The following is an 11820-nucleotide window of genomic DNA, read 5'->3' on the forward strand; positions in this document are numbered from 1 at the left end:
CGGCCGTGTCTCGCCCACCATCGGGCCACTCGATGTCATCGATGACACAAGTCAACGATGACACCCTGTGCCGACGGCGTGGACGACGACGTCGGCCGGGACGTCACGCGTCGGTCGGTCCACGGCGGAGCCGTAAGGCTCGGCCTGGCGGAGGCCGAGGGACAGGAGACCCCATGAGTTCAAGGCATGCAGCCCGGCATGCCCGGGTGCGGATGATGGCGGCGGTGGCGACCGTCTGCACCCTGTCCGCAGCCCCGCTCGCCCCCCGGGCCGTGGCCGCCGACACCCCGCCGTACTCCGAGACCTACAGGCCCCAGTTCCACTTCACGCCGGAGAAGAACTGGATGAACGATCCCAACGGCCTCGTGTACTACCAGGGCGAATACCACCTCTTCTACCAGTACAACCCGAACGGCAACTCCTGGGGCGACATGTCCTGGGGCCACGCGGTGAGCACCGACCTCGTGCACTGGGAGCAGCTGCCGCTCGCCCTGTCGCACGACGACCAGGAGATGGTGTTCTCCGGCAGCGCGGTCATCGACCGGGACAACTCCACCGGCTTCGGCACGAAGGCGAACCCGGCCATGGTGGCCGTCTACACCAGCTACCGCAAGGACACGGGCGTACAGGCCCAGTCGCTCGCCTACAGCACCGACCGCGGCCGCACCTGGACCAAGTACCAGGGCAATCCCGTCCTCGACATCGGCTCCAAGGACTTCCGGGACCCCAAGGTCCAGTGGTACGCGCCCACGCGGAGCTGGCTGATGACGGTGTCGATGTCCGCCGAGCACAAGGTGCGGTTCTACTCGTCGAAGAACCTCAAGGACTGGAACCTGCAGAGCGAGTTCGGGCCGTCCGGCGCGACGGGCGGCGTGTGGGAGTGCCCCGACCTCTTCCCCCTCGCCGTCGACGGGGACAAGAAGAAGATCAAGTGGGTCCTGGTCGTCAACATCAACCCCGGTGGCATCGCGGGCGGTTCGGCCGCCCAGTACTTCGTCGGCGACTTCGACGGCACGAAGTTCACGGCCGAGGACAAGGGCACGTACACCCCGCCCGCCGGCACGGTGGTGCAGGACTTCGAGGGCACAGACTTCGGCTCGTGGACGACCACGGGGACCGCGTTCGGCCAGGCGCCGGCGGCCGGGGCGGTGGACGGTCAGGGCACGGTCGGCGGTTTCGACGGCACGGGCCTCGCCAACAGCTTCCACTCGGGTGACGGCACCACCGGCACCCTGACCTCGCCCTCCTTCACCGTCGACAGCAAGTACCTGAACTTCAAGGTCGGTGGCGGCCGGCACCCGCACGTGGACGGCACGGCGACCGAGCAGGAGCCGCCGCCCGCCGGCACGGTCCTCGGCGACTTCGAGGGCGGCACCTACGGCGGCTGGACGGCCACCGGAGACGCCTTCGGCACGGCACCGGCCACCGGCACCCTCCCCGACCAGCAGAAGGTCTCCGGCTTCCTGGGGAGCGGCCTGGTCAACAGCTATGCGAACGGCGACTCCGGCACCGGCACCCTGACCTCGCCCGAGTTCACCCTCGACATGGACTACGTCGACTTCCTCGTCGGCGGCGGCGACCACCCCGCCGGCTCCGACCACCCCACCGCCGTCGAACTCCTCGTCGACGGCAAGGTGGTCCGCAGCACCACCGGACAGGACGACGAGGCACTCGACTGGGCCTCCTGGGACGTCAAGGACCTCGCCGGGAAGCAGGCCCAGGTCAAGATCGTCGACGACAACAGCGGCGGCTGGGGGCACCTCAACGTCGACCACGTCGTGCTCTCGGACACCCGGGCCCGGCCCGTCTCCCAGGAGACGGCCGTCAACCTGATCGTCGACGGCAAGGTCGTCCGCAGCGCCACCGGTTCGAACAGCGAGACCCTGGACTGGGCCTCCTTCGACCTGCGCCCCTATGCCGGCGAACAGGCGCGGATCCAGCTCGTCGACCTGAACACCGGCGGCTGGGGCCACGTCCTCGCCGACCGGTTCACCACCGCGGACACGCCCGCGAAGTCCGTCGTCCAGCGCGCCGACTGGGCCGACTACGGCAAGGACTACTACGCGGCGGTGTCCTGGGAGGACGCGCCGGGCGGCAAGCGGTACATGATCGGCTGGATGAACAACTGGGACTACGGCGGGACAATCCCCACCTCCCCCTGGCGCGGCGCGCAGAGCATCCCCCGGACGATGGGCCTGCGTACCGTCGACGGCCGCGTCCGGCTGATCAGCCAGCCCGTGAACAGCGTGAGGTCCCTGTGGCAGCCGCACCCGGTGTCCGCGTCCGGCGTCACCGTCGAGGACACGTCCACGCCCCTGATCGGCCCCGCCGCGCAGGGCACGACCCTCGACATCGAGGCGACCTTCTCCCTCCAGGACGCCGACCGGTTCGGCTTGAAGGTCCGCACGGGAGCCGACGGAGAGGAGACCGTCATCGGCTACGACACCACGGCACAGGAGCTGTACGTCGACCGTACCCACTCCGGCGCCGTCGACTTCGACAGCACCTTCCCCGGAGTCCAGACCGCACCGCTGCGGGCCGAGAACGGCAAGGTGAAGCTGCGGATCCTGGTCGACCGGTCGTCCGTCGAGGTCTTCGGCGGGAGCGGCGAGGTCGCGATCACCGACCAGATCTTCCCCGACCCCGCCAGTCAGGGGGTGCGGGTCTTCGCCGAGAACGGCGCGGTGAGGCTGGACGAGGCCGTCGTCCGGCACCTCGGCTCCGCCCACGAGTGACACCCCACGACACGGCCGTCACCGCACGGCCGTCATCACCCGACCGACAAGGACACGAGACCGTGAAGAAGACCCTGCTCGCCGAGTTCACCGCCCGTGAGGGAACGCAGGACGAGGTCGTCCGCCTGATCGGCGACTACGCCCTGAGGGTGCGGGAGGAGGAAGGCAACATCGCCTTCGACGTCTACACCAAGGCGGCCGAGCCACGCGCCTTCTGGATCTTCGAGACGTACCGGGACGAGGAGGCCTTCCAGGCGCACCTGAACGCCCCGTACGGCGGCCCTTTCAACGCCGCCCTCGTCCCGCTGATAGAGGAGGACGCCTCCGTGCTGACGTTCCTCGATCCGGCGGCGTGACGACGGCGGCCATCGCGGCGGCGGCGCCTGCCGGGGTCATGCGGCGGTCGGTCCCGGGCTCGGTCCCGAGCTTTCGCGGATGATCAGGTCGGTGCCGGCGAAGGTCGGAGCGGGAGGCCGGTAGCCGTTCTCCAGTCGGCCGCGCAGGAGTTCGAAGGCGTCGCGGCCCAGCCCCTGGAAGTCCATCCGGACGGTGGTGAGGGAGGGGGTGACGAACTCCGCGTGGGGGGCGTCGTCGAAGCCGATGACGCTGACGTCCCCCGGCACCGACCGCCCGGCGTCGTGCAGGGCGCGCAGAACGCCCAGCGCCAGGTCGTCGTTGCCGCACAGGATCGCCGTGACGTCCGGGTCGCGGGCGAGTTCGAGCCCCTCGTCGTAACCCGCCCGCGCGTTCCATCCCCTGCCGCCGCGGGGTGCGGGCGCGGTGACGCCGGCCGCCTTCAGGGCACTTCGCCAGCCCCGGGTACGCGGTCCTTCCGAGCGCCGGGTGCCCGCGGACGTCGGGATCGCCACGTAGTGGACGGTCCGGTGCCCGAGCTCCAGCAGGTGCGCGGTCGCGGCCCGGGCCGCCGCACGGTCGTCGGCCCACACGGCCGGACGGGGAGGGGTCCGGCCGTGCGGCGGGGCCTCGACGACCGCGGCACAGGGCACGTTCTCCGGCACCCGGTCCAGTGCCGAGGCGGCGAGCCGGTCGAAGCCGATGACCATCAGCCCGCCCCCGTCGGCCGCGGCCGAGTGGAGGGTGCGGTCCAGGTCGTCCTCGGGCGTCAGCACCTTCACGCCCAGCGAGTAGCCCGCCGTGCGGGCCGCTTCCTCCAGGCCCTGGAGGGTGGCCGCGTAGCCGTGCAGGACGGTGTTCGACGTCAGGACGGTGACCGACCGGTTGACACCGCCGGCCAGTGCGAAGGCGGTGGCGTTGCGCCGGAATCCCAGCGCCCCGATGGCCGCCTCGACCCGCCTGCGGGTCTCCTCGCGGACACTCGGGTGGCTGTTGATGACCCTCGAAACGGTCTGGTACGAGACGCCGGCGGCCTGAGCGACGTCCCGGATGCTGGCGGCCCTGCGCGGTGACCGCCCGAGAGCCGCGGGGCTGCCGGGGCTGGGCTGACCGGTCGCGTCCATGGCGCGATTGTGAGCGGTCACAACGTCGACCGTCAACAGGGATCGGGGAGTGGCCCGGCGCGATACGCGGGCGGCATCCGCGCGAGAACGCATGCCCCGGCGTTGTCGGACCGGGACGCTAGGGTCCCCCCTGATCTCGTCACCCGCCTTTGGTGACAACGTTGTTGACTGTCAATCAGGAGCTGAGCGCCATGAGCATGCAGGCCACCTTCGCCGACTTCTCCGTCGACCCGGCCCGGCTGTCCAACGCCGTGGTCGGGCACGACCGGGCCGGGTTCGGCGGATCCCACCTGACGCTGGACGCGGGCGCGACGGTGACGCTGGACTTCGAGGTGGCGGACCCGCAGGACATCCCCGAGGCGACGCTCACCGTCACGGCCCTCGTCTCCAGGCTCGGCTCCGCTCCCGGCCACGCCCCGATCGACGTACTGCTCCAGGGCGAGGTGCTGGCCGAGAACCTCACCGTGCCCGGCGGCGGCGACCTTCCGCAGGACAACGCGTTCGCGGTGCCGGCCCGCCTGCTGAAGCCGGGGACCAACACCCTGGAGATACGGGTCTCGGCCGAGGCGCGCAGCATGCTCCGGCTCTACCGGATCACCCTGGACTCCGTCGACGAGCGGGGCCGCTCGGAGCGCGCGCTGGCGAAGTCGGCCGCGCGGAACTCGGTCTTCGCCTACCGGACGGAACTGCGCGCCGCCCACGCCGCCTCGTCCGCGCCCTGGGAGGAGGCCCCGCGACTGCTGTTCCACGTCGACCGGGACGAGCACTCGCTGCCCGCGCAGCTCGGCTGGCGGGGGGAGGACGGGGCGGAGTCGGCCGTCAGCTTCCAGTCGAATATGTCCGACTTCCACGGCTGCCACCGCGCCGCCGACGGCACGGCCTACGAGTACCGCGGCCGTCTCACCGGCGAATGGACGTTTCCGGAGGGGCTCGAGGACGCGCCGGCGGGCGCCCTGTACCGCTTCCGCACGGAGGAGGGGTACGGCGGTGGCTGGCACGGCTCCCATGAGCTGCGGCTGCTGGTGGACGACGGCGGGACCCCCGTGGAGCGGGTGACCTGGCGTGACCGGCGAGGCAACTCCGGGGTGGCCGTGCTCCAGACGGCGCCCGGCGAAGAGGGGGCGACCGATGTCCGGGTGATCGACGTCGAGGCGAGCGACGAGTTCGAGGAGGTGGGGGAGACGGCGGACAACCTGCTGCACGGCTCCCGGTCCAAGTGGCTCGCGAACGACGACACCGCCCGGCTCCTCTTCACTCTCGCCCGCCCCACCGCCGTCACCTCGTACGCCCTGACGTCCGCGAACGACTGCCCCGATCGCGACCCGAGCGACTGGACCCTGCACGGCTCCTCCGACGGCCGCACCTGGACCCGTCTGGACTCCCGCGCCGGGGAGAGCTTCGCCGACCGCTTCGAGACCAGGGAGTTCCGCCTTCGCGCGCTTCCCGCGGCCTACCGCCACTACCGTCTCGACATCACCCGCAACTCCGGCGCGACCCAGACCCAGCTCGCCCGGGTCCGCTTCGTCGAAGGCCCCGCCCGCCGGGCGTTCACCGGTTACTACCAGCGTCACAACGAGGGCCCCATCGGCTATCGCGGTACGCAGGTCCCCACCCCCGGATCCGCACCCGAGTCCCTCGCCGTCCCCGCACCCCTCCTGGTCGCTGACCTGGAGGCGGCGGTCCGGTCCCTGACCGACACCGCCCAGACCCTGGCCGCCCTGGCGACCCGCCTGCGCGACAGCTGAGCGAGGCGGCCGCCGGCCCCGGTCCGAGCCCGGGCTTCCGCGGCTTCGACGGCTGCGACGGCTTCCGAGACTTCCGCAACCGGTCAGCGCAGGGCGGTGGCCCATTCCAGTTGGCGGGTGAGTTCCTCGTCGGGGCGGGCCGGGGGCTGCCTGCCGGGGGTGCGGGGCTGTGGGGTGTGGACCCCGCGGGAGATGTTGCCGCTGACGGTCGTGTTGTGTTCCACGCGGGGGCGGCGCAGCGCTTCGTAGTGGGTGAGGGCGGACGCGGTGTCCGCGGTGTCGCGCAGGCACTTGGCGAGGATCACCGCGTCCTCCAGGGCCATCGAGGCGCCCTGCCCGGTCGCGGGGGACGCCGCGTGGGCCGCGTCGCCGATGAGCAGGGTCCGGCCGGAGCGCCATGGTGTGCCGCCCGGCATCTCGGTCGCGTTGGTGACCAGGACGGGGGCCGTGGTGGCGGCGACGATGTCCGCGGCGGGCGTGGCGTCCTTGCGCAGCAGGGGAACGAGCAGGTCACGCCATTGGCCGGGGGTCGCGTGCGCGATCTCGTCGGCGGTCAGCGGGGCGTCGGCGGAGACCCGGGCGAACCAGTACGTCTCCCCGTCCGGTGACGTGGTGTGGCCGAAGGCGGCCTCGCTGCCGCGGATCATCGTGATGCAGGCGGCTTCGTCCTCGCCGCCGGCCGGCGCGAGGGTGGTGTAGCCGTAGAAGACCCGCTGGCCCGCGTACCGGGGCAGCACGGCGGGGGCGGTGAGCCGGCGGACCGTGGAGTTCAGGCCGTCGGCGCCGAGCAGCAGGTCGCCCGTCGCCGTGGCGCCGTCGGTGAAGCGGGCGGTGACGCCGTCCGGACCGCTGTCGACGGAGGCCAGCCGGGCGCCGTGGACGACGTCGATACCGCGGCGGGCGGCCTCGGTCTGGAGGGCCGCGTTGAGTTCGCCGCGGCGCAGGCACCGGTAGCGCAGTGCGGGATCGTCGGCCTCGCCGAGCGGGGCGCGGGCCACCTCGCCGCCCCCGGCGTCCAGCAGCCGCATCGTGGTGAGCGGAAAACCGACCGCGGTGACCGCGGGGGTCGCGTCGAGCTGCGCGAGGGCCCGCAGGCCGTTGCTCGCCAGGGTGAGGAACGCGCCGATGTCCTCGGCGGAGTCGGGATGCGCCTCGTACACGGCGACCTCCTGCCCCGCCTTGTCCAGTGCCAGAGCCGCCGCCGTGCCGGCGATCCCGCCGCCGATGACCAGTACGCGCGCCATGCCCCACCCCGCTGTTCCCTCGCGGACGCCCGACCCCGTCGTCGTACGCCACCCACGGGGGAACGCCCGGGCGGTGGGGCGGAGTTCCGGCCCGGCGCCGTACGGCCGGTCCGGGCCCCCCGTTCACCCGTTCAGCGGCCGAAAGCCGTCAGCACGGCTTCGAGCTGGCGCAGCGGCTCCGGTCCGACGACGCGCAGGACGACGGTGTCGGCGCCGGCGTCCTTCAGGGCGTGGATGCCGGCGACGGCCTGCGCGGGCGTGCCCGAGACGGTGAACACCTCCTCCTGCGGGCGGCCCAGCCAGGCGCCGTGACCCTCGGTGTGCGGATGCAGGGTCCGGGCGACCTGCTCGGCGTCCTCGCCCACACAGGCGAAGGACAGCACGGTCAGGGTGTGGTCGGGGCCGGCTCCGCCCTTGGCGGTGAGGGCGCGGGTGTTCTCCAGGTCCCGCGGGCCGTGCCCCTCGGCGATCAGGGTGCCGTCCGCGACCCTCCCGGACAGTTCGAGGGAGCGGGGCCGGACCACGCCCGCCACCACCGGCGGCACCTGGACCGGCGGATGCACCAACTTCACCCCGTCCAGCCGCACTTCGCGGCCCTCCAGTTCGACCCGCTCACCGCGCAGCAGCGCGCGCACGGAGGTGATCGTCTCCTCCAGGAGGGCCAGCGGCGACCGGGGAGCGACGCCGGCCGACTCCATCCACTCCCGCACCCCGTGACCGATGCCCGCCACCAGCCGCCCGGGGAACACCCGGGCCAGCGTGGCCAGTTCCATCGCCAGCAACGCCGGACTGCGCAACGGCGCCGGCGCGATCCCGATGCCCACCCGCAGCCGCTCGGTCGCCCCCAACGCGACGGCCGCCGCCGACACCCCGCCGTTCCAGCCGAGGTCCTCGACCACCCACAGGTCGTCCACCCCGAGCGCCTCGGCCCGTCGCGCGAACCCGGGCAACTCCTCGGGAGCCCAGTCGCGGTCGTACATGACACCGACCCGTACGTTCGTCACGTTCGTCATACTCCGGAACCTATGGGGTGGGCGGCGGATGGATCAACGGTGTATCCGGTCCGGGGAGGCACGTCCGGAAGACCTGGCCGTCCCTCCCGTCCGGGGGCGTTGTCAGTGGTGGCGGGCAGGATGTGAGGCATGACAACACCCGGTGCAGTGATTGTGGACGCCGTCGCCTACGCGCAGGCGATCGAGGACGCGGTGAAGGCGTCGGCCGCCTACTACGCGGGTGGCACCTCGGTGCTGGACGACGACGCCTACGACCGGCTGGTGCGCGCCATCACGGCGTGGGAGGAGCAGCACCCGGAGCAGGTGCTGCCCGACTCGCCCACCGGCAAGGTCGCCGGCGGAGCGGTCGAGGGCGATGTCCCGCACACGAGGGCGATGCTGAGCCTGGACAACGTGTTCTCCGCGGAGGAGTTCACCGCGTGGACCGCCTCGCTCGCCCGGCGCGTCGGCCATGACGTCACCCCGTTCAGTGTCGAGCCGAAGCTGGACGGCCTGGCGATCGCGGCCCGCTACAGCCGCGGCCGTCTCACGCGGCTGATCACCCGGGGCGACGGGACGGCCGGGGAGGACGTCTCGCACGCGATCGGCACCGTCGAGGGACTGCCGGACGAGCTGGCGGAACCGGTCACCGTCGAGGTGCGCGGCGAAGTCCTGATGACGACCGCCCAGTTCGAACACGCCAACGAGGTACGCACCGCGCACGGCGGCGCGCCCTTCGCCAACCCGCGCAACGCCGCGGCGGGCACCCTGCGCGCCAGGGAACGCGCCTACACCGTGCCGATGACCTTCTTCGGCTACGGCCTGCTGCCCCTGGACGACACCGATCCGGCTCTGGCCGCCGAGCTGGAGGAGAGCGCGCACAGCGACCTGATGCTCCGGGCCGGCGCGTACGGCGTGAACACCACCGCGACCACGGCCGTGCCCGGCATCACCGCGAGCACCGGCGAGGAGGTCCTGGCCCGGGTGGCCGAGATCGCCGCGCTGCGCGCCTCGCTGCCGTTCGGGATCGACGGGATCGTCGTCAAGGCCGACCTCGCCGCCGACCAGCGGGCCGCCGGATCGGGCTCGCGCGCCCCGCGCTGGGCGACCGCCTACAAACTGCCCGCCGTCGAGAAGATCACTCGGCTGCTGGCGGTGGAGTGGAACGTGGGCCGCACCGGCATCATCGCCCCCCGGGCGGTCCTGGAACCGGTACGGATCGACGGCTCCACCATCACCTACGCGACCCTGCACAACGCGGCCGACATCACCCGCCGTGACCTGCGCCTGGGCGACCACGTCATGGTGCACCGGGCCGGAGACGTCATCCCCCGCATCGAGGCGCCCGTCGCCCACCTGCGCACCGGCGACGAACAGCCCATCGTCTTCCCCGAGGTGTGCCCGCGCTGCGGATCGGGCATCGACACGGGCGAGCAGCGCTGGCGCTGCGTCAACGGCCGGGACTGCCACCTCGTCGCCTCCCTCTCCTACGCCGCCGGACGCGACCAGCTCGACATCGAGGGCCTCGGCCACACCCGGGTCGTCCAGCTCGTCGAAGCCGGACTGGTCACCGACCTCGCCGGTCTGTTCGCCCTCACCCGCGACCAGCTCCTCGGCCTGGAACGGATGGGGGAGACCAGCACCGACAACCTCCTCGCCGCGCTCGCCGCCGCCAGGAACCAACCGCTGTCCCGCGTGCTGTGCGCCCTCGGAGTCCGCGGCACCGGCCGCTCCATGTCCCGCCGTATCGCACGCCACTTCGCCACCATGGACCTGCTGCGCGCCGCCGACGCCGAGGCGATCCAGCAGGTCGACGGCATCGGCACCGAGAAGGCCCCGTCCATCGTCGCCGAACTCGCGGAGCTCGCCCCGCTCATCGACAGACTCGTCGCCGCCGGGGTGAACATGACCGAACCCGGAGCCACCCCGCCTGCCCCGGCCACGGCCGAGGGGACCGACGCGGCCGACGGCGACGGCGGCGGCGCGCGGGCCGTCGCCGACACCGGGCCGCTGGCCGGGATGACCGTGGTCGTGACCGGCGCGATGACCGGAGCGCTGGAGAAGCTCAGCCGCAACCAGATGAACGAGCTCATCGAGCGGGCCGGGGGCCGCTCCTCCTCCAGCGTCTCCAAGAAGACCAGCCTGGTCGTCGCCGGCGAGGGCGCCGGATCCAAGCGGACCAAGGCCGAGACCCTCGGGGTCCGGCTGGCCGCGCCCGACGAGTTCGCCGCTCTCGTCGCCGACTACGTGGACGCGGGCACCGGCGCGGAGCCGTCGGTGTAGGCGGGGAGGCCGCCACCGGGCCGGCCGTCAGGTCGGCCGGCCCGGTGGCGGTGGCCGGTCGGTCCGGTGGCGGTGGCCGCCTCAGCCCTTGACGGGCTTGCCTCGGCCCCAGGCCCAGGCCAGGCGGTCGGCGCCGGACTGGTTGGTGGTGGCCAGCCAGGGGCGGGCCGTGGTCCCGGTGAGGGTCTGCATCGAGTAGGTGTCGTCGGTGCGCAGACCCGGCCAGTACACGGAGCCCATCTTCAGCTCGCGGAAGGTGTCCGTGACGGCCTGGACGTAGTTGACGAAGTTGTCGTCGGGCGTCTTCACGTTGTAGTTCAGGCCGGTCGTCATCGGAGCGCCGAACTCGTCCGCGACGGTCCGGTTCGCGCAGTCGCCGATGCGCACCTTCAGGTCGGCCACCCACTGGTCGTAGGTCGCGTAGTCCTTCCAGAACCCGTAGTGGTGCAGCGAGAGGTACGTGCCCTTGAGCCGCGGGTCGGCGCAGACCGTGGTGACGTGGTCGTTGTAGCCGGCGCCGCTGACGAACACGCGGTTGCGCGGGACCTTCGCGTACGTCGAGAGCCACTTCGCCGCGATGTCGGCCCACTCGGTGTCGGTGTAGCCGTGCGGCTCGTTCATGGGCTCGAAGTAGACACGCTTGTCGTTCTTGTACGCCTTGACGACGGTGTCCCACATCGGCCAGTACGTCGCCGTGTCGTCGATGAAGCCGTCCTTCTGCGCGCCCGTGCCCTCCCAGTAGGACACGATCACCTTGAAGCCCTGGTCCGAGGCCGCGTCGATGACCCCGCGGTAGGACTTCCAGTAGGCGCCGTTGACCGTATACGGGTTGATCGGCAGTCGCACGGTGTTGGCGCCGAGGTTCGCACGGAACGCCGCGATGATGCGGGTCGCCTTCGCGTAGGTCTGCCGGTAGGTGTCGGTGGTCGACAGGCCGGACAGCTGGAGGAGGTCGTCGGCGAAGTTGTCGCGCGGGTCGGCCCAGTTCACGCCCTTGAACTGGGTCGTGTCGGTGGCCGGCGCGGCGCCGGAGGAGGCGACGGCAGGGCTGCCGGCCAGGGTCGTGCCGGCGACGGCGGCGACGGCGACCGCGACGAGTGCGGCGCGCAGGCGGGGGGTGCGAGGGGCTCTGGTGGGGGTCTTGCGCATGACGTGCCCTTTCAGGAGAGGCGGCTCGGCGCTGGGGGACGCACGGGCTGGGCGGCGGCCGCCACGCGATGTTTGCGTAAACATGAAGGTCCCGAGGAGGCTGATGTTTACGTAAACATGGCGGCGCCGGAATCGTGGCACCCGAGGATGTGATCGTCAAGGTTTCGGGCACGTAACGTCCGTTGCCGCTGATG

General features: G+C 72.1%; 7 protein-coding genes and 1 pseudogene. 4 read left to right on the top strand and 4 right to left on the bottom strand.

Annotated features, from left to right (window positions below; translation table 11 throughout):
- Positions 1-173 precede the first annotated feature (173 nt).
- Both OG440_RS25585 and OG440_RS25590 read left to right on the top strand, forming a co-directional pair.
- Positions 174-2735 (top strand): GH32 C-terminal domain-containing protein, encoded by a 2562-nt coding sequence (locus OG440_RS25585; RefSeq protein WP_406009118.1) that lies wholly within the window; start codon positions 174-176, stop codon positions 2733-2735.
- A gap of 62 nt (positions 2736-2797) precedes the next feature.
- Positions 2798-3091 carry a putative quinol monooxygenase gene (locus OG440_RS25590; RefSeq protein ID WP_406009119.1) on the top strand — a complete coding sequence of 98 codons (294 nt, stop codon included), beginning with the start codon at positions 2798-2800 and terminating at the stop codon, positions 3089-3091.
- Positions 3092-3127: 36 nt separating this feature from the next.
- Here the strand turns inward: OG440_RS25590 and OG440_RS25595 are convergent, their stop codons facing one another.
- Positions 3128-4213, bottom strand: coding sequence for a LacI family DNA-binding transcriptional regulator (locus OG440_RS25595; protein ID WP_406009120.1), 1086 nt, complete (start codon positions 4211-4213; stop codon positions 3128-3130).
- Positions 4214-4404: 191 nt separating this feature from the next.
- Between OG440_RS25595 and OG440_RS25600 the strand changes: the two genes are divergently transcribed.
- On the top strand, positions 4405-5958 hold the full coding sequence (locus OG440_RS25600; RefSeq protein ID WP_406009121.1) for a discoidin domain-containing protein: 1554 nt from the start codon (positions 4405-4407) through the stop codon (positions 5956-5958).
- Positions 5959-6041: 83 nt separating this feature from the next.
- Here the strand turns inward: OG440_RS25600 and OG440_RS25605 are convergent.
- Both OG440_RS25605 and OG440_RS25610 read right to left on the bottom strand, forming a co-directional pair.
- Positions 6042-7232: pseudogene (locus OG440_RS25605) on the bottom strand (FAD-dependent oxidoreductase); the annotation flags it as partial.
- 101 nt (positions 7233-7333) lie between these two features.
- Positions 7334-8206 carry an LLM class flavin-dependent oxidoreductase gene (locus OG440_RS25610; RefSeq protein ID WP_406011457.1) on the bottom strand — a complete coding sequence of 291 codons (873 nt, stop codon included), beginning with the start codon at positions 8204-8206 and terminating at the stop codon, positions 7334-7336.
- Between the two features lie 138 nt (positions 8207-8344).
- Between OG440_RS25610 and ligA the strand changes: the two genes are divergently transcribed.
- Positions 8345-10477 (top strand): NAD-dependent DNA ligase LigA, encoded by a 2133-nt coding sequence (gene ligA / locus OG440_RS25615; protein ID WP_406009122.1) that lies wholly within the window; start codon positions 8345-8347, stop codon positions 10475-10477.
- Between the two features lie 81 nt (positions 10478-10558).
- Here the strand turns inward: ligA and OG440_RS25620 are convergent, their stop codons facing one another.
- Positions 10559-11626, bottom strand: coding sequence for a glycoside hydrolase family 5 protein (locus OG440_RS25620; protein ID WP_406009123.1), 1068 nt, complete (start codon positions 11624-11626; stop codon positions 10559-10561).
- Positions 11627-11820 lie beyond the last annotated feature (194 nt).

The sequence above is a fragment of the Streptomyces sp. NBC_00637 genome (genome assembly GCF_045161545.1).
Lineage (GTDB): Bacteria > Actinomycetota > Actinomycetes > Streptomycetales > Streptomycetaceae > Streptomyces.

Bases quoted from the DNA above. Each gene is read 5' to 3' on its own strand.
- OG440_RS25600 (WP_406009121.1), top strand. From the start codon at position 4,405: ATGAGCATGCAGGCCACCTTCGCCGACTTCTCCGTCGACCCGGCCCGG.
- ligA (WP_406009122.1), top strand. From the start codon at position 8,345: ATGACAACACCCGGTGCAGTGATTGTGGACGCCGTCGCCTACGCGCAG.
- OG440_RS25585 (WP_406009118.1), top strand. From the start codon at position 174: ATGAGTTCAAGGCATGCAGCCCGGCATGCCCGGGTGCGGATGATGGCG.
- OG440_RS25620 (WP_406009123.1), bottom strand. From the start codon at position 11,626: ATGCGCAAGACCCCCACCAGAGCCCCTCGCACCCCCCGCCTGCGCGCC.
- OG440_RS25595 (WP_406009120.1), bottom strand. From the start codon at position 4,213: ATGGACGCGACCGGTCAGCCCAGCCCCGGCAGCCCCGCGGCTCTCGGG.